The sequence below is a fragment of the Candidatus Nitrosopumilus sp. bin_68KS genome (assembly GCF_054095825.1).
Genome location: NZ_JBSWSP010000009.1, coordinates 117,390 through 133,055 on the forward strand (window position 1 = coordinate 117,390; position 15,666 = coordinate 133,055).

Below are 15,666 nucleotides of genomic sequence, written 5' to 3' on the forward strand. Positions count from 1 at the left end.
GGAAATTTATAGAATCATGATATATCGTAAATAATTGACTGATAATTCTGACAAAATACTTCCAAAAGACATTGATTCTGATCATAGTTTGCCTGGACGCCTAGAAGAAAGTAATTCAGATATTTTTATTTCAGAAGAAATCCAATCAAAATCAAACAGCAAAATATTTTTTTTAATTATCGTAATTTTCATTGCGGTTTCATCTGGATTCTACTTGTTTTATTTTGTGAATCAAACTGATATTGATTCACAAATTATTGAAAATACTCTAAATTTGACTCCTGAACAAATATTGGTAAATCAATATGGTGTTGGTGAGTATGGAAGTGAGCACTCACATGCTGCAATTGCAGTAATTATTGACAATACAAAACTAAACTTTGGTCTTTCACAATTCCAGCTCTCTAGCAAATACATTCACTTTGAAAATGATAATCCATATCTTATTCATAAACATGCAACTAATGTCCCTCTTGTAATGCTTTTTGAATCCTTTGGATTGGAATTATCCTCGGATTGTATAATGTTAAAAAATAATGATTCTAGTAAAAATAAAAAATATTGTGCCAATGAAGATTATTCATTGATTTTTTATGTAAATGGTGAACAATACCCTTCAGACATTACACAATATGTGTTTCAGCACAATGATAGAATTTTGATATCTTTAGGAGATGAAAAATCAATATTAAAACACTTAAAATATTTAGAATCTCTTGAAATCTTTGAGATTCCTAAGAGAGTTCCTGAATATTCTGAAAGCACTATAACCATATAGTAATGATTGTGTTTTACCACAATCTACCATTCTTTTTTAATGCTGTTTTTGCATTACCTGAAATAGTATCTAGTGTATGTATGTCATAATTTGTGTTTGTAAAATCAGCTGAAGTAAAAATTGCCCCTTCAAAGTTTGTATGCCTAAGGTTAACTCCGCTCAAATCGGCATTTCTCAAATCGGCATTTCTCAAATCTGAATAAAACAAGTCAGCTCCATTAATGTCAGCTCCTACAAGATTTACTCCATACATTTCAGCATCCCATAGTTTTGCATTAGAAAGATTGACTCCCCTCATATCAGATCCTCTTAATTTTACATAAAACAATATGGTATCACTTAGGTCAGCTTCTCTCAAATCAGTACAACTCAAATCTGCATTGTGGATATCTCTATTTTTCAGATTGACTCCCCTCATATCAGAATCTGAAAAGTTTCTTCCAATCAACTCTTCATAATCAAAATTTACTTTAGTGAGATTTCTTTTGCGAAAAACATCTGAAGAATCCATTCTAAATTTAAAATTGGAATCGATACATTTGAATTTTACATGAATGATTTAATTTATTCTTTAATTAAAAAACAATGTAATCTAATGCTGCTGCATCACTGATCAATCTAGTGTGCTTTGATCCTACCACATAACCATTTTTTACATCACTTGCAGGAATCCATCTATTAGTTGAAGTATAATGTCTTTTTTCAGCTAATTCTCGTTCAATAGCCTCTATGTCAAATTCTCCTTCCTCAACTTGTTGTGTAGTGAGATGTTTTATAGTTACAAGAATTTTTGTTACTTTGACCCGATCCCCGAACTTCCATTTTGATGGGGGATTTTCATCCGACACTTCGAGTACCTTGATTTTCATTTGTTTATTTCCAAATGCATCATGACTAATCAATATCCTTTCATCGGTAAATTCTTCAAAACTAATGCGAGAATTCACTTCTGCATCTGACACTGTTTCAAGCAATGCATCAGAACTTATCTCATTTGATTCTATGTTGGATTTATCATCAGTCAATACATTTGATTGCGTCTTATCCTTAAAAAATGATTTGCAAAAATGTGTGGATTTAGGCACTAGTTCTTTGTTTTGTCTTAAAGGGCATATTGCATTCTTTTAGGAATAGTTCTTTTCTTTTACCGTCTATTTTTGCAAAAAATTTACCATCATAACTACATACACAGTCAGTTATCTCCAAGGATTCGTCCCAAATCTTGAAAAATTCTCTTAGTTCTCGGCTTTCATATTTTCCTATATCGATCCTTTTTTTTGATAGGAATTTAAACGCCAAAATGACATTTCTTTTTTTGTAAATGTCAAAAGTCTTAATCCATGACAAACATCTTTCAATTTGATCTGCAGGAACGGGTAATGATGTACTAGTACCTGATTTTGCCTCTATTGTAAAAATTGTACTATTATCGGTATTGACAGCCAACACATCAGGTAATGCGATGCTTGGTGATCCTAGGCGAAATGCTTTCCAGTTATCTGTTTTATTAAATCGTTTAACAATGGTGTCTTCCCATTGATATCCCCTCTGTCTTCTTGTTCTGGCAGCTTTTTGATTATTTGTTGTTGTTTCTTTGATACTTTTTTGCTTGGTAATTGTAATTGATGATGTTTTTCTTCTCATACTCGTATTACTCCGAATATAGATATAGAAAAGAAGGTAATTACATAATAACTCAAAAAAATGTCAGATTAAGGTCATTTTCATATTAACATTTTTAAAAAATACAAAATAACTAGAACTGATTCAGAAATGAATTTCGGTGGCTATTGTTATTCAATGATTCTGAAGTCATCGAACATTCTAATTCATAAATACGCCTAATTTTTAGATTTATTGCTGACAGATTTAACCATTGAGAAATTATTTGAGCAACGTGATTTTTATCTAAATACTATCAAGCATTTGGAATTTCAATTAATAATGGATCCTACCGATGATGAAATTAAACATAATGAACAATTAACAATTACTACCATTAATGAACTCAAAAAAGTAGAAGATGAAATTCGATTAATTTTATCAAAAACGAATTTAAAGTCACAATGAGTTTATCTGTACCCTTAATTTTAGAAAAATAATGTTAGATGAAATTACATCAAATTTGATTAAAATAAAACAAGAATTTGCAAAAAATTATGTGGGCAGTGCTCATATTCAAGAGGTAATCCCTTCTTCTCCATCTAGTGAATTTCCCATAGATGAAAATCATTTGAAATCTTTACATGAGTTTGCTCAGAAAAATCCCATTTACTTTAATTCATTTGAACAAGAAATTACAGGAATTCAATGTATAATCTATGAAGGCGATATTAATGAATACTGGTTAAACAGCATTAAACATGGCACTAGCTGTCAACCTTTCTACCCAACATGGATCATGTCAGCTTATGTCATGTCTAATTTTGCAAAACATTTAGGATATGCTGAATTAGTTGATATTGGTTCAGGTGATGGGCGAATTGCTTTTTGTGGAGCACTTTTAGGATTAACTTCACATAGCATTGAAATTGATGATGTATTAGTAGAATTACAAGAGAGAATTTGTAAATTAACAAATCAAAATTTTAATCCTAAATGTATTGATGCTTTAGAATTTGATTATTCACAAATCAAATTAACTCATCCAATTTTTTTCATTGGAGGTTTACCTCAAATGGGAGGGGATGTTTTAGCCACAAATATAATTGAAAAAATTAATTCTACTTCTGATCTAAAATACAAAACCGGTTTAGTATTTGCAGGAACACATTCTAAAAGACAACTATCGGGTAATTTGGGTAATGGGGGATGGAGTTCACTTATAGAAAAACACCATCTTGATGTAACTCATACTGTTTCACTGCCTACTGTGTGGACATTTGATCAGAAAACTGAAACCCCTTACATCTATACAAAATTCAAGTAATTTCAAAAAAATAACCCTCATTAGAGATTCCAGCTTTTATTATTTTTACAATTTTTCCAATCTCGGGAATATTTGACATTTTAGCCATTACTCTAATTTGATTTTCAAATTCAACTAGGCAGAAATATACTTCATCTTTGCGTGAAAATTCAATTATTTTTCCATCTGAAATTTTTCTCCTAAATGTAATTTCTCCAAAACAATGATTGCAAAAATCTGATGGTGGCCAAACAATTTTTGAGCATTTCACACATTCTGGAATGTAGAAATTCCCTTGAGATAACTCTGATTCAAAATTCATTTTTCTAAAACCAACACTGTTGAGGATGTTGCAGCTGCAGACATGTTGTGAACTAATCCTATATTTGCATTATCAACTTGACGTTTATTTGCTGTTGATTGTAATTGTTGAGTGATCTCTATAGTTTGAGCAATACCTGTTGCTCCCAGTGGATGTCCTGAACCAATTAACCCTCCTCTAGGATTAATTTTGAAATTATTTGTATCAAGTAATTCTTTAACCGTATTGATGCCTTTTCCTGATTTAGAAAATCCTAGGGATTCTAATGCAAGGGGTTCACAAACAGAGAATGCATCATGGATTTCTGCAGTATCCATATCTGAAATTGTTCTGTTTGCCATTTTTAATGCAGTTTTTCCTGCCAATTTAGTTGACTCCATAGAACTTAATGACATATTTTTAGTGAAACCTGCCGAAATTGTTTTTTGACCAATCCCTGTAATCCATACTGGCTGATCTGTATTTTTTCTTACAATATCCTCTGAAGCAAGTATAATTGATGCACCACCTGTACATGGTCTTGAGCAATCCAACAACCGAATATCATCTGTTAATTTTTTAGAATTAACTACATCTGAAATTGAATAGATTTTATCTGATATTGCATTAGGATTTTCTTTTGCTTGTTTGTGATTTTTAACTGGTACAACTGCTAAATCTTCATCTGTAATTGAGAATTCACGTTTGTATGATTTTGTAAAAATTGATGCCCAATAAATTGGATGTTTATACTCTCCTCGAGAATTATCCCATTCTAATATTTGTCCTGGACTATCGTATCTTTCTGCACCTGAGATAAGGACCATTTCTGCTAAACCTGAGGAGATGTATGAATATGCAGAAACTATTGAATTCGTACCTGAATTGCATAAACTTTCAATTGAATGTGCAATTTTTGGTTGAATGCCTGCCATTTCTGATAAAACAGGTGATAGGTACTTTTCATTATTGTTTGTAGATACTAAAACCGCATCTATATCATTTCTATCCATATTTGAATTATTTTCAAAAAGATTTTTTGTAGATTTTAGTAAAACTGATTCTATTTTCTGATCCTCTTTTGTGAAAGGTGTTATGCCATATGCTATGATTGCTACTTTTTTCATATTAATCCTCTAGAAATGTTTTTTTGAATAAACTAAATGATTTTGATACATTACCTATTGGATTGAATTGCATTATTGGTAAGTTTATCCCTGCATCTCTAAAGTTTGTAAGTTGTTTTTTACATTCTTCGGATGTTCCAGCAATTGTTAATGCTTGTAACATTGAATCTGAAATTAATTCATGATTTGTTTTGAAACCTGATTTTTTATATTCTTGATATACTGCATCTGTTTCATTTTTAAATCCATTTTTTGCTAAAAATCTTCTATATATTTTTCCTACAGAAATATAAAATGCCAAAGTTTTTTTTGCTCGTTTAATTGCATCATCTGAATCATCTGAAACACTAGTTATTATTTGACATGTTACATCAATTTTTTTCTTGGATTGCATTTTTGAAATTGTATTTTTCATTTCATTTATGGGTCTTAAATAAAAAATCACACCATCTCCTGCATTCCATGCCAAATCAACCATTTTTTGATTTATTGCTGCTAGATAGATTGGTATTGATTGCCTCTTCGGTTTTATTAACAATGTGAAATTCTTTAAATTGAAAATTTTTCCATTGTAATTTACTAATTTTCCAGACAAAATTAATCTAATAATTTCAACATATTCTTTCATTCGTTGTAATGGTGTATCAAATGTACTCCCATGAAAATCCTCTACAATAGGTAAACTACTTGTTCCAAGTCCCAGTATCAATCGTCCATCTGATAAAACATCTACAGTTGCTGCACCCATTGCAATTGTTGCAGGACTCCTTGAGTAGATGTTGATTATTGATGACCCTATTTTTTGATTTTTCGTTTTATTTGACACTGCACTAAGCATAGAAAAATTCTCCATCCCCCATGTTTCAGGAACCCAAATGGTATCCACTTTAGTTTTTGCGAGACTTTCTGAGCATTCCAAAACATTGGTTATTGAAAGCAATGAGCCTAAACTACATCCAATACGCATGAAAATACTTCCATTTGGCAGATATTCTAGTGTATCTGTTTACAAATAAGTTAATTTTCATTGAGGTGGAGTATTATGAGAATAAATAATGAGTCAAAATGTTGACGGAACAATCATTTATTGAAGAACCCTCCAAAGTTCCAACATTTTGGAATGATGCTACAAAATACGCATCTGTAAGTAAAGATGAGTCATTTGTCGAAGAAGTAGCATACATGATGGTTACTCTTCACAGAACAGGCGCATAAAATTACTATTTTATTTTATTATTTTTTCTATTTCTAAAGAACATTCTTCCATATCTTTGAATGAATCAATAGAATACCATTTAACATTTTTAAATTTAACCGTGTTTAGTTTTCCTTTTTTAGCATAATCTGGAAAGACTGTTTTTTCTATATCTCCTTTATTGGGCAAGTCTTTTAGAATTTCTTTTTCTAGATGATATATTCCTGCATTCATCCACGAATCTATAATTTCTTTTTTCTCTCTGAACTTTATTATTTTATTATCTTTTGTTTCCAGTATCCCAAAATTAGTTCGTAATTCAATTGATGCTATGGAATTTGATTTTTCTTTCAATTTATTCAAATCAATATTAGTTATAGTGTCACCGTTAATTACAAAAAATGATTTCTCATTAATCATTTTTCCTGCTTTTTTAATAGCCCCCCCTGTACCCAATGGCGATTTTTCAACTGAAAATTTTATTTTAATTCCTATTTTTTTTACATTTAGATAATTCTCAATTGTTTCTTGTTTGTATCCTGTACAGATTATTATTTCATCGATCCCAAATTTTTTTAAATATTTAATTTGCCATTCAATGATGGGAATATTTTTTATTGGAATCAGGGGTTTTGGAACATAATCTGTTATTGGTCGTAATCTTTTCCCACGTCCACCTGCTAAAATTATTGCTTTCAATATAATTGGCTTATTTTTAGAGTATATGAAAATTCTCTATTTTGATTTTTTCACTTCATCTTTTTTTACAATCTCTTCCATTTTTGTCGCAAATTCATTGTAAATTTTTTCAAGATCTTTTAGAGTCATATCTATTCCAAGCATTTTCATTGTTTTCTTCCACGATTCAATGTATTTCTCATCATCCAAACCTTTTCCAAGAGTTTCTGCAATAGAATGAACTCCTTCTGTTTTTCCTAATGCATAAATTGCGATTTCTCTATCTGTTGGCATTATCTTAGTCCTTTTCGGTTAGATAGTAATGTAATTCCGTATAACATTCTACACAATATTCTTGAAAAGCGGTATGATCACAATCATATACTTTTTTGACATCATTTTCACATTTAGCACATGTTGGCATTATTTTTCTTTAAGATTTTTTTATTTTAAGTATGCCTAATCCGATTTGTATTAGTCCTGCAATAATTAACGGGATTGTTTCTGAAAGAACATTACGTCCGGTTGATTCTGATTCAGTAGGATCTGCATTACCAATAACTACTACGCCACCCAATATGATTAGAATCCCTGCAATAATTATCATTATTCCGAGAGGTTTTGAAGATTCTTTTCTTGAAATGAAATATGCTATAATTGGTAAAATTAGTGCAGGAATTCCCAATCCCATTCCTCTTGTTTTATGATCAAATGGGATGAATCCCTCACCACTTTCAGTACTATAGCCTACAATTACATCCATGCCATAAACTACCAATAACGCAATAGCAATACCAGTTATGATTAATGCAGGAGTTAAAGCCATAAACAATTTTGTGGTCTTCAATAAATAAATCTATTCAGATGCTTTGACAATTGTTTTTGGTTTAATTGATTGTAGTTTTTTCAATAATTCATCAATCGATTCATTATTTTCTCCAACTATGTTAAGATGACCTAATTTACGTAATGGTTTGGAAATTTTTTTGCCATACATTTTCAAATACAATCCATCGCCAGATACATTTAGCGGCATATATTCTCCTGTAAACGTAGCATCTCCCAAAATGTTATACATTACAGTATTGTGAATTAATTTTGTACTACCTAACTTTAATCCCAAAATTGCTCTCAAATGTTGTTCAAATTGTGATGTTTCACTAGATTGTAAAGTATGGTGTCCTGAATTGTGGACTCTGGGAGCTATTTCATTAATTATGACATCATCGTTTGTTGTGACAAACATCTCAATTCCAAATATTCCTGCACCCTTTAGCACCGACATTGTTTTCTCTGCTATTTGTTCTGCCTTTTTTGAAATATTCTCTGAAACTCTGGCAGGAGCAATCGTTTCTCTCAAAACACTTGTTTCGTGTATATTTTCAACTACTGGATATGTCTTAATTTGACCGGTGGTGTTTCTAGATGCAATTACTGAGATTTCCATTTTAAATGAGACAAATTTTTCCAAGAGTAAAGATTGCCCTTTAAAATATTCATATGCTGTTTGTATTTCATCATCTGAATTAATTTTATAATTTCCCCTGCCATCATAAGCATCACGACGTGCTTTCAACATTGAAGGAAAACCAAATTTTTCCAATCCTGTTTTTACATCATCAATATTTTTTATTTCGAGAAAATCAGCAACAGGAATATCATTTTTTAATAAAAATGATTTTTGTAAGAATTTATCTTGGATAATTTTTAATGTTTCAGGAGATGGATTGATTTCAGATTTGTCTTCAACTGATTTTAAGACATCACTGTCTCCTGATTCAATTTCATAAGTAATGATATCTACTTTATTTGCTAAATCAATTATGGCATTTTTATCCTTAAAATCAGCAATAATTTGCTCTGCACCCACCTGTGATGCAGGACAATTTGGTGTGGGATCTAAAACAATGATTTTCGATATATGTTCTGGCATTTTTTTTGCAGCCTCAGTTATCATCATACCAAGCTGACCTCCACCAATAATGCCGAGAATTTTATCCATTATAACACCATTCAACATCGATTAAAAATAGGTAATGTTGATTTGAACAACTTTGTTGGATTTTTTCTAATAGTTATAGATAATTAGTCTCCTGTTTTTTCTATAATTATGACATATTCCAAAAAACCATTAGTTGGAATTATCATGGGATCAAGTTCTGATAGTAGAGTTATGCAAGGGGCATCGGAAATACTAGATCAATTTAAAATCAAACATGAAGATCAAATTGTTTCTGCACATCGTACTCCTTCTAGATTGGCAGAATATGCACAACATGCAGAAAAAATGGGATTTAGTGTAATTATTGCGGGCGCTGGAGGTGCTGCACATTTGCCTGGTATGATTGCATCACACACAGTAATACCCGTAATCGGAGTTCCGATACTTGTGTATAATGATAAACATCCGAAAAAAAATAACACATCAAAATTTTCTGCGTTTGGAGGATTAGATTCATTACTATCTATCACTGAAATGCCATCAGGCTCTCCAGTAGTAGCTGTTGGAATAAACAAATCTGGAAACGCAGGAATATACGCAATGAAAATTCTTGCTAATGAATTTCCAGAACTAAAAAAGAAGCTAAAACTACACAAATCAACACAACATGACTCTGTAATGAAAGAATCTGAACAATTAAAGAAAGAAGGTCTTTCTAAATTTGCCAAAAAAAAATTCAAATAAAATTATGTCATTAATTTGAACTGGATATTTTTTTTCTTTAAAGATTCAATTAACAAATCAGCTTGTGCTTGACCCTGCGTTTCTAGACTCAGAGTTACCCCTGCAGAACCTGCATTGATGTGAGAGCTAAGTCTGTCATGAACAACTTCTACAATATTTGCATTTGCAAGCGTTATTTCATCTACAATTTCCTTGAAAGCTCCTGGTCTATCTGGGAGTAATATTGTTAATTTCAATAATCTGCCCATTGCTGCAAGCCCTTTGTCTACAATTTGACCTAAAAGATACATGTCGACATTTCCACCTGCTAAAATTGCTACAACTTTTTTTCCAGGAGATGGTTTTTTTGAAATAAGATATGCCAAGCTAACTACTCCAGCTGGCTCTACGACAAATTTCATACGCTCCATTAATAGAAACATCGCTTTTGTTATTTCAGTATCATCCACTAGAACAATTTCATCAATTAATTCTTTGATTATTCCAAATGTTAACTGTCCTGGAACTTTTACTGAAATTCCATCAGCAATAGTGCGTGCACCTCCACTTGACGTAATCGAGCCTTGTTTTAATGAATCATGCATTGAAGGGAATGATCTTGATTGAACGCCTATAACTTTAATGTCTGGATTTTTTTCTTTTATTGCAATAAGAGTTCCTGCAGCTAATCCGCCACCACCTATTGGAACATACACTTCATCAACATCAGGTAAGTCTTCAAGGATTTCTAATCCTATTACTCCTTGTGCAGCAATAATTTGTGGATCATCAAAAGCATGTATCATAGTAGCTCTAGTTTCTTTTGCAATCTCATGGGCTTTAGCTGAAGATTCATCATAATTTACTCCCTCAAGGATTACCTTAGCACCATATCCTTTTGTTGCTGCTACTTTTGCAGGTGATGCATTTTTTGGCATTACAATAGTGCAAGGTATTTTTTCTAATGATGAAGCAAATGCGACTCCTTGTGCATGGTTTCCTGCGGATGCAGCAACAACACCGAATTTTTTTTCTTCATCTGACAGTGATTGGATTTTGTAATATGCCCCACGAATTTTAAATGATCCTGTTTTCTGTCTAAATTCTGCTTTTAGATAAACATCTGATTCAGTTAATTCACTAAATGTACTTGAATGTATTAGAGGTGTCTTCCTAATGTCATTACCTCGTAATGAACTTGCCTTTACAATTTCATCATATGATGGATTCATTGGAAATGTTGCTAATGAAACGCCGTATTTGACTTCTTCTATAGAAAAATTACAATTTTAGTCAAATTTTATGGTGGAATTTGTAGGAATGCCTAAATAGTTCTAAATTTGTGTTCAAAACATATCAAGGGATCGGAACTCCCCTTTGAGAAAATTCTCATTCTCCGGTTCCTTGATCTTAATTTAAAATCCTTTCAAATTCCTCTATGCGTTTCAAAATGTTTTCTTTTACAGTGTTTGACATTTTTCTAGGATCAAATAATCCTTCTTTTATTTCATTTTTTACAAATTCCAAATCAATTGTACATAGACAACCTTCTTCACCTGAAACTAATCTGGAATCATCAATCATCACAGGACTTGTTTGATATGTTTCAACTAAAAGAGAATCTAATTCATTAAACAGCATAGTCTTTTTTTCAGATAATTTTTTAAAATCTACCCCTGCATCTTTTTCTATTTCTGCATACACTTTTTCTCTAAACTCATCATTTTCATAAAACACTTCAAATAATTTTTGATGATCAAAATCTCTGTAACCCATTTCTTTTAATTTATTCAACACAAATTGATCACTGTTATCTGAGAGTTCTTGTTCTTTATTTTTAGTCAAATCTACAATCTCAGCTAATTCTTTTTGTGAATCAATTACCCTTTGGTCTGGTTTGTAATATAACAAAACATGAAACTGTAATGATATGTGACCTGAGATCAAATAACTTCCTTCCATAATCTCGAATTTTGTAAAGATTCTTCGCAAATCCTCATTATTTGAAATTGACACATCATGTACAGACCACTCTTTGAGTGAGTCATTGATTTTTTGAAAATAATCTAAAATAAGTTTAGGATCAAATGTTTTCTGCTCTGTAATTGTAGAATCTCCAAGCATCACTTTTGTATCGATCATTTGGGTAAGGGATGTAATCTTATCAAGGCATTTTTTTTGAATTACTTCATTTTTTTGATTTAGTAATTGTATGAAATCATTGGGAGATCTTGTTCCTAAACGCATAAAAATTAACAAAATATTACTCTCCTTAAACCTTCATCAATCTCTAAATATTCAAAATGAGTATTTCAGGCATGGTAAAAATTCTCACTCTGTGCATTCATTGTGCTAAAGAGATTACTGAATATTATGACGAAACCTATAAGGGCATTAGAGGTAAATGCGTATTCTGTGAGATAGATTTCCCATTAGAATGATGATATTTAGATGACTGAAAACACCGATAAAAATCAAGTATCTGATAAAGCATCTCAAAATAGTGATGTGGTAGATATGCTTCTAAGCAAAAATGAGGGTAGTGTAGTTGATTTTGAAACAATGATTTTAGAAACTCAAAAACGTGTTTGGGGATCTCTCAAAAAAGGATACGAGTATTCGGGAATGGCAGATGAATCTGAAAAATTTCTAAGAAAAAATGTATTTGTAAAATTAGATATGGTTGTTTTGTATGTTGATTTGGTTGGTTCTACTACTATGACGTTAGAAATGCCTGCTGAAAAAATTGCAATAATTGTTAGTTCGTTTTCACAAGAGATGGCATCAGTAATTAGACAACATCAAGGATATGTACTAAAATTTGTAGGTGATGCAGTAATTGGATATTTTGTTGCAGAAGGTAATTCGTTATTAGCAGCTGATAATGCTGTAAACTGCGCTAAATCCATGATATCTGTAATTCAAAAAGGAATTAATCCAATTTTAAATCAATATGATTATCCAGATTTAATGGTCAAGATTGGAATAGATTTTGGTCAAAACATTGTTGTAAGATATGGTGCCGATGCAGAAAACTCTCATGTTGATTTAATGGGACCAGCTATGAATATTGCAGCAAAAATTCAAGGCATGGCAAAACCTAATCAAATTCTAATTGGAAGTGATGTATATCAAAAATTACATCCTACATCACAAAAACAATTTCTGGAAATCGTTTGGAGAAATAATGAATGGCGATTTAGATCCCGATTAACTGGAGAGATTTACAAAGTTTATGAATTAAAAGGATAAATTTTTCTAAAAAAATCTTACACAGTGAATTTGTCTGGACATTCAACATGCTCATAGTGGTGCTCGGTAAATTTTTGTTGAACCACATAAATTACAATTTTATGAAGATCTTTTTCCTCGATGTCTTTTTTACATCTTAGACACGTCTTTTTCGAATCAATCATGCGTATATGCGATCAAAATACCGAATCTATAAGGATCAGCGATCAGCTCAATTTGAGCAAAAACGCCTGAGGTTTTACAAAACAGTATATCAAACGCCTAAAGTAATGCAGAAATATGGCAAATTAGGTGAATTTGTGTGGATGATATAGCAATAAAACACTTGCAAGACCTTTATGGATTAAATCCGAATATCCCACATATGGCATTCCTATTTCCAAGATTGCCTCCAGGTCTTACAAATCCAATGTTCAAAATTTACCAAAATCCCACTAAAGAACAATTTCTAAAGAATGCAGAAACAATAAACCAAAAACTTCAAGGATTTCAACAAATGTATCAACAACATGCAGCAGGATTACTTACAATGAATTCTGGAATCATTCCTCCAGGTCACCCCCTATACACTAGACAGAATTCTGTGGAAACACTGCAAAATGAAAATGATAAATTATTAAAAGAAAACTTGGAATTAAAGAAAAAATTAGATAAAGAATCAAAACCCAAAAATCATTAAAATAAATTCCTAATTCTAAATTTCAGTACGAATCCTTATTAGTTTCGTTTATCAAATCGGTTTATGGTAAAAACTCCTGCAGATAAATGGAAAGATGCCATAATAAAATATAGGAAACAATGCCAAAATATTCTAAAAATATCTAAAAATATTCGATATGCTGGTGTTGTTAATGTATACGGTAGAACACTAACCGGTATGGTTAAACCCGATCTTAAACCATTACTAAAATCCGAACAAGTAAAAAATGAATTTTTTATCATTTCAACATTAATGTCATTAAGAAAGGAAACTGTAAGTACTGTTGGAAAATTAGAGCATGTGATTTTACAACATCAAAAAGTCACTATTGTAATATTACAAAAAAATAATGTGACCTTTTATGTTTCCATTGATAGAAAAGAAAAAGGATTAGAAAAAATTCTTTTAGGTATTAAAAAAGTAATTTAGTGTATCTTGTGTAATAACCAAAATTTTGAATAATCATGAATAAATATTTAGGAGATTACAATATAGCAAAGTCATCTTCGAACAACATAAGAAACATTGTGTGGACAATGAAAAATCCTGAAAAATCAAAAAATAATAAAATAAATTTGAATAAAAAATCATCAACGAATATCATTTACGATAACAATCCACAAGAAAAATTACATGTGAAAAAAGTTATTAAAATTTATCAAGAAGTAAATATAGAAAAATCAAAAAATAATAAAAATAATTTAGATAATAAATTTGAAAAAGCATCTGCTGAAAATTGCAACATCCAACAAGGTTTTAAAAGACCTGGACGCTAATATCATAAAATTAATTTTCTTGAAAAATAAAAGATTCAGATTAATCTTTATCTGAAAAAAGATAATCTAAGATGGTGTAAATCCGTGGTATCCGCCAGTTTGTTGATCCTTGTCTGCAAAGTTTGGTTCAAACAATGATATTAGATAGTCATCAGGATCTAAAATTACGGCATTTTTTCCTGCTTCACGATCAACAATATCACGATGAATTCTGACACCTTTTTCTTTTAACTCATCTACTGCTGATTGAACATCTCCTACAAGAAATCCGATTGTGATTCCATTATCAATGGAACTTCCAACATGCTGTGCAGTCAATGATGCTGGATGTAAACTCAACATGGCTCCAGAAGTACCTAAATCAACCCAAGATCTTCTTTGATTTTTGATTGGTAATCCTATTAGTTCATGATAGAACTGTATGGATTTGTCTATGTCTTTTACAGCCAAAATGACATTTCCAACTTTTTTGATATTCACAGATAGTCTACCTCAAAGTTGTTTAAATCCATTGTCATTGAACTTCCACCATGGTTTCAGTCCTCTCAACCCCGCTGATTTTTTGAATAACTGTGGCTACTTCTTTTATCTGGCCAAGTTCTTTGACATCAATTATGGCAACTGCATCAAATTGACCGCTTGTTGGGAATGAATCTGATATTGATGATATTTTTCGTAGTCTGGCAGCAATGAGTTTTTTTGGAGATTTTACTAAAATTATTGCCCTCACCATCCAAGATTCACCTCCACTTCGATTAGAGTCTCAGTTGTCACAATATCTTTTATTTTTTTAAAATCAATTACCATCCCATTTATTTCATCAAAATTTCCTTGTAAAATCACACTAATGTCTGCCCTTCCTGTTACGATCATTACTTGCTTAACAATTTTCCTTTTTTTCTTTAATATCTCTACTACAGAATCAACCTTCCCAGGTTTTACTGTTATTAGACATAATGCACGCATATAGAGTATATGTTAAAGGATCGGATAAAGATTCCTAGTCAAAGGCTTCTTGAGATCTTGCTTCTTCGAGATAGGCTCTTCTTTCTTCATTCACTTTCTCTTGATCAATTTCAATATCATCATCAACTATTACGATTCCCATATCGCCCATGGGCTCTTCTTTAGCTTTTTTGCCCTTTGATTTTGTAGTTTTTGCTTTTGATTTAGAAGTTTTTGCAGTCTTTGCTTTAGGTTTTGTTTTTGCAGTTGTTTTCTTAGCTGATGCTTTTTTTGCATCTTTTTTTGCTGCTTTTTTTTCAGCCATGAATGTCGAAAAACAA

26 protein-coding genes are annotated in these 15,666 nt (G+C 31.3%); 9 read left to right on the top strand and 17 right to left on the bottom strand.

Features of this window, described 5'->3' with window-relative positions:
* The first annotated feature begins 34 nt into the window (after positions 1-34).
* Positions 35-778: a hypothetical protein gene (locus ACW9W3_RS03890; RefSeq protein ID WP_457764848.1), complete on the top strand. Its 744-nt coding sequence runs from the start codon at positions 35-37 to the stop codon at positions 776-778.
* A 13-nt stretch (positions 779-791) separates the two neighbouring features.
* Here the strand turns inward: ACW9W3_RS03890 and ACW9W3_RS03895 are convergent, their stop codons facing one another.
* The 3 genes from ACW9W3_RS03895 to ACW9W3_RS03905 form a co-directional block, all read right to left on the bottom strand.
* Positions 792-1,289: a pentapeptide repeat-containing protein gene (locus tag ACW9W3_RS03895; RefSeq protein ID WP_457764849.1), complete on the bottom strand. Its 498-nt coding sequence runs from the start codon at positions 1,287-1,289 to the stop codon at positions 792-794.
* 64 nt (positions 1,290-1,353) lie between these two features.
* A complete protein-coding gene (locus ACW9W3_RS03900; RefSeq protein ID WP_457764850.1) occupies positions 1,354-1,803 on the bottom strand; it encodes a hypothetical protein in 450 nt (149 codons plus the stop codon).
* Between the two features lie 52 nt (positions 1,804-1,855).
* On the bottom strand, positions 1,856-2,422 hold the full coding sequence (locus tag ACW9W3_RS03905) for a resolvase (protein ID WP_457764851.1): 567 nt from the start codon (positions 2,420-2,422) through the stop codon (positions 1,856-1,858).
* A gap of 213 nt (positions 2,423-2,635) precedes the next feature.
* On the opposite strand from ACW9W3_RS03905, the gene ACW9W3_RS03910 reads away from it, so the two are divergent.
* Both ACW9W3_RS03910 and ACW9W3_RS03915 read left to right on the top strand, forming a co-directional pair.
* Positions 2,636-2,848: a hypothetical protein gene (locus ACW9W3_RS03910; RefSeq protein ID WP_457764852.1), complete on the top strand. Its 213-nt coding sequence runs from the start codon at positions 2,636-2,638 to the stop codon at positions 2,846-2,848.
* A 31-nt stretch (positions 2,849-2,879) separates the two neighbouring features.
* Positions 2,880-3,707 (top strand): hypothetical protein, encoded by an 828-nt coding sequence (locus ACW9W3_RS03915; RefSeq protein WP_457764853.1) that lies wholly within the window; start codon positions 2,880-2,882, stop codon positions 3,705-3,707.
* On the opposite strand, the gene ACW9W3_RS03920 is transcribed toward ACW9W3_RS03915, so the two are convergent.
* Genes ACW9W3_RS03920 through ACW9W3_RS03930 form a run of 3 tightly spaced genes read right to left on the bottom strand, consistent with a single transcriptional unit; the run spans position 3,700 to position 6,081 of the window.
* Positions 3,700-4,008 carry a zinc ribbon domain-containing protein gene (locus tag ACW9W3_RS03920; RefSeq protein ID WP_457764854.1) on the bottom strand — a complete coding sequence of 103 codons (309 nt, stop codon included), beginning with the start codon at positions 4,006-4,008 and terminating at the stop codon, positions 3,700-3,702. The genes ACW9W3_RS03915 and ACW9W3_RS03920 overlap by 8 nt on opposite strands.
* On the bottom strand, positions 4,005-5,114 hold the full coding sequence (locus ACW9W3_RS03925; protein ID WP_457764855.1) for a thiolase C-terminal domain-containing protein: 1,110 nt from the start codon (positions 5,112-5,114) through the stop codon (positions 4,005-4,007). The genes ACW9W3_RS03920 and ACW9W3_RS03925 overlap by 4 nt, the downstream gene beginning before the upstream one ends.
* Before the next feature lies 1 nt (position 5,115).
* Positions 5,116-6,081 carry an LLM class flavin-dependent oxidoreductase gene (locus ACW9W3_RS03930; protein WP_457764856.1) on the bottom strand — a complete coding sequence of 322 codons (966 nt, stop codon included), beginning with the start codon at positions 6,079-6,081 and terminating at the stop codon, positions 5,116-5,118.
* A gap of 98 nt (positions 6,082-6,179) precedes the next feature.
* Between ACW9W3_RS03930 and ACW9W3_RS03935 the strand changes: the two genes are divergently transcribed.
* Complete coding sequence (locus ACW9W3_RS03935; protein ID WP_457764857.1) at positions 6,180-6,329, top strand: hypothetical protein; 150 nt, start codon at positions 6,180-6,182, stop codon at positions 6,327-6,329.
* Between the two features lie 10 nt (positions 6,330-6,339).
* Here the strand turns inward: ACW9W3_RS03935 and ACW9W3_RS03940 are convergent, their stop codons facing one another.
* From ACW9W3_RS03940 to ACW9W3_RS03955, 4 genes are all read right to left on the bottom strand, one after another.
* Positions 6,340-7,008, bottom strand: a complete 669-nt coding sequence (locus ACW9W3_RS03940) for a nucleotidyltransferase family protein (protein WP_457764858.1) — start codon at positions 7,006-7,008, stop codon at positions 6,340-6,342.
* Positions 7,009-7,044: 36 nt separating this feature from the next.
* Complete coding sequence (locus ACW9W3_RS03945) at positions 7,045-7,281, bottom strand: hypothetical protein (protein WP_457764859.1); 237 nt, start codon at positions 7,279-7,281, stop codon at positions 7,045-7,047.
* 139 nt (positions 7,282-7,420) lie between these two features.
* On the bottom strand, positions 7,421-7,813 hold the full coding sequence (locus ACW9W3_RS03950) for a hypothetical protein (RefSeq protein ID WP_457764860.1): 393 nt from the start codon (positions 7,811-7,813) through the stop codon (positions 7,421-7,423).
* A gap of 30 nt (positions 7,814-7,843) precedes the next feature.
* Positions 7,844-8,989: a 5-(carboxyamino)imidazole ribonucleotide synthase gene (locus ACW9W3_RS03955; protein ID WP_457764861.1), complete on the bottom strand. Its 1,146-nt coding sequence runs from the start codon at positions 8,987-8,989 to the stop codon at positions 7,844-7,846.
* 108 nt (positions 8,990-9,097) lie between these two features.
* On the opposite strand from ACW9W3_RS03955, the gene purE reads away from it, so the two are divergent.
* On the top strand, positions 9,098-9,673 hold the full coding sequence (gene purE, locus ACW9W3_RS03960) for a 5-(carboxyamino)imidazole ribonucleotide mutase (RefSeq protein WP_457764862.1): 576 nt from the start codon (positions 9,098-9,100) through the stop codon (positions 9,671-9,673).
* A 2-nt stretch (positions 9,674-9,675) separates the two neighbouring features.
* On the opposite strand, the gene ilvA is transcribed toward purE, so the two are convergent.
* Both ilvA and ACW9W3_RS03970 read right to left on the bottom strand, forming a co-directional pair.
* Entirely contained in the window at positions 9,676-10,884 is a 1,209-nt protein-coding gene (ilvA, locus tag ACW9W3_RS03965) for a threonine ammonia-lyase (protein WP_457764863.1), read from the bottom strand.
* Between the two features lie 178 nt (positions 10,885-11,062).
* On the bottom strand, positions 11,063-11,899 hold the full coding sequence (locus ACW9W3_RS03970; protein ID WP_457764864.1) for a hypothetical protein: 837 nt from the start codon (positions 11,897-11,899) through the stop codon (positions 11,063-11,065).
* Positions 11,900-12,103: 204 nt separating this feature from the next.
* Between ACW9W3_RS03970 and ACW9W3_RS03975 the strand changes: the two genes are divergently transcribed.
* Positions 12,104-12,904, top strand: coding sequence for an adenylate/guanylate cyclase domain-containing protein (locus tag ACW9W3_RS03975; RefSeq protein ID WP_457764865.1), 801 nt, complete (start codon positions 12,104-12,106; stop codon positions 12,902-12,904).
* A gap of 17 nt (positions 12,905-12,921) precedes the next feature.
* On the opposite strand, the gene ACW9W3_RS03980 is transcribed toward ACW9W3_RS03975, so the two are convergent.
* Entirely contained in the window at positions 12,922-13,068 is a 147-nt protein-coding gene (locus ACW9W3_RS03980; protein WP_457764866.1) for a hypothetical protein, read from the bottom strand.
* Positions 13,069-13,205: 137 nt separating this feature from the next.
* Here ACW9W3_RS03980 and ACW9W3_RS03985 point away from each other — a divergent pair, with 137 nt between their 5' ends.
* From ACW9W3_RS03985 to ACW9W3_RS03995, 3 genes are all read left to right on the top strand, one after another.
* Complete coding sequence (locus tag ACW9W3_RS03985; protein ID WP_457764867.1) at positions 13,206-13,583, top strand: hypothetical protein; 378 nt, start codon at positions 13,206-13,208, stop codon at positions 13,581-13,583.
* Positions 13,584-13,646: 63 nt separating this feature from the next.
* Complete coding sequence (locus tag ACW9W3_RS03990) at positions 13,647-14,033, top strand: hypothetical protein (RefSeq protein ID WP_457764868.1); 387 nt, start codon at positions 13,647-13,649, stop codon at positions 14,031-14,033.
* Positions 14,034-14,140: 107 nt separating this feature from the next.
* Positions 14,141-14,380 (top strand): hypothetical protein, encoded by a 240-nt coding sequence (locus tag ACW9W3_RS03995; RefSeq protein ID WP_457764869.1) that lies wholly within the window; start codon positions 14,141-14,143, stop codon positions 14,378-14,380.
* 66 nt (positions 14,381-14,446) lie between these two features.
* On the opposite strand, the gene ACW9W3_RS04000 is transcribed toward ACW9W3_RS03995, so the two are convergent.
* Genes ACW9W3_RS04000 through ACW9W3_RS04015 form a run of 4 tightly spaced genes read right to left on the bottom strand, consistent with a single transcriptional unit; the run spans position 14,447 to position 15,650 of the window.
* Positions 14,447-14,860: a VOC family protein gene (locus tag ACW9W3_RS04000; RefSeq protein ID WP_457764870.1), complete on the bottom strand. Its 414-nt coding sequence runs from the start codon at positions 14,858-14,860 to the stop codon at positions 14,447-14,449.
* Positions 14,861-14,894: 34 nt separating this feature from the next.
* Positions 14,895-15,113: an Lrp/AsnC ligand binding domain-containing protein gene (locus ACW9W3_RS04005; RefSeq protein WP_457764871.1), complete on the bottom strand. Its 219-nt coding sequence runs from the start codon at positions 15,111-15,113 to the stop codon at positions 14,895-14,897.
* Positions 15,107-15,346, bottom strand: coding sequence for a hypothetical protein (locus ACW9W3_RS04010; protein ID WP_457764872.1), 240 nt, complete (start codon positions 15,344-15,346; stop codon positions 15,107-15,109). Before ACW9W3_RS04010 ends, ACW9W3_RS04005 begins: the two co-directional genes overlap by 7 nt.
* Positions 15,347-15,380: 34 nt before the next feature.
* The gene (locus tag ACW9W3_RS04015) at positions 15,381-15,650 is read right to left on the bottom strand and encodes a hypothetical protein (RefSeq protein WP_457764873.1); all 270 of its coding nucleotides are present in this window, start codon (positions 15,648-15,650) and stop codon (positions 15,381-15,383) included.
* Between the last annotated feature and the right edge of the window lie 16 nt (positions 15,651-15,666).

Coding starts and splice junctions, on each gene's coding strand:
- ACW9W3_RS03970 (WP_457764864.1), bottom strand. CDS start 11,899: ATGCGTTTAGGAACAAGATCTCCCAATGATTTCATACAATTACTAAAT.
- ACW9W3_RS03975 (WP_457764865.1), top strand. CDS start 12,104: ATGACTGAAAACACCGATAAAAATCAAGTATCTGATAAAGCATCTCAA.
- ACW9W3_RS03935 (WP_457764857.1), top strand. CDS start 6,180: ATGTTGACGGAACAATCATTTATTGAAGAACCCTCCAAAGTTCCAACA.
- purE (WP_457764862.1), top strand. CDS start 9,098: ATGACATATTCCAAAAAACCATTAGTTGGAATTATCATGGGATCAAGT.
- ACW9W3_RS03930 (WP_457764856.1), bottom strand. CDS start 6,081: ATGCGTATTGGATGTAGTTTAGGCTCATTGCTTTCAATAACCAATGTT.
- ACW9W3_RS03920 (WP_457764854.1), bottom strand. CDS start 4,008: ATGAATTTTGAATCAGAGTTATCTCAAGGGAATTTCTACATTCCAGAA.
- ACW9W3_RS03895 (WP_457764849.1), bottom strand. CDS start 1,289: ATGGATTCTTCAGATGTTTTTCGCAAAAGAAATCTCACTAAAGTAAAT.
- ACW9W3_RS04015 (WP_457764873.1), bottom strand. CDS start 15,650: ATGGCTGAAAAAAAAGCAGCAAAAAAAGATGCAAAAAAAGCATCAGCT.
- ACW9W3_RS03955 (WP_457764861.1), bottom strand. CDS start 8,989: ATGGATAAAATTCTCGGCATTATTGGTGGAGGTCAGCTTGGTATGATG.
- ACW9W3_RS03980 (WP_457764866.1), bottom strand. CDS start 13,068: ATGATTGATTCGAAAAAGACGTGTCTAAGATGTAAAAAAGACATCGAG.
- ACW9W3_RS04010 (WP_457764872.1), bottom strand. CDS start 15,346: ATGCGTGCATTATGTCTAATAACAGTAAAACCTGGGAAGGTTGATTCT.
- ilvA (WP_457764863.1), bottom strand. CDS start 10,884: ATGAATCCATCATATGATGAAATTGTAAAGGCAAGTTCATTACGAGGT.
- ACW9W3_RS03950 (WP_457764860.1), bottom strand. CDS start 7,813: ATGGCTTTAACTCCTGCATTAATCATAACTGGTATTGCTATTGCGTTA.
- ACW9W3_RS03995 (WP_457764869.1), top strand. CDS start 14,141: ATGAAAAATCCTGAAAAATCAAAAAATAATAAAATAAATTTGAATAAA.
- ACW9W3_RS04005 (WP_457764871.1), bottom strand. CDS start 15,113: ATGGTGAGGGCAATAATTTTAGTAAAATCTCCAAAAAAACTCATTGCT.
- ACW9W3_RS03915 (WP_457764853.1), top strand. CDS start 2,880: ATGTTAGATGAAATTACATCAAATTTGATTAAAATAAAACAAGAATTT.
- ACW9W3_RS03925 (WP_457764855.1), bottom strand. CDS start 5,114: ATGAAAAAAGTAGCAATCATAGCATATGGCATAACACCTTTCACAAAA.
- ACW9W3_RS03945 (WP_457764859.1), bottom strand. CDS start 7,281: ATGCCAACAGATAGAGAAATCGCAATTTATGCATTAGGAAAAACAGAA.
- ACW9W3_RS03990 (WP_457764868.1), top strand. CDS start 13,647: ATGGTAAAAACTCCTGCAGATAAATGGAAAGATGCCATAATAAAATAT.
- ACW9W3_RS03905 (WP_457764851.1), bottom strand. CDS start 2,422: ATGAGAAGAAAAACATCATCAATTACAATTACCAAGCAAAAAAGTATC.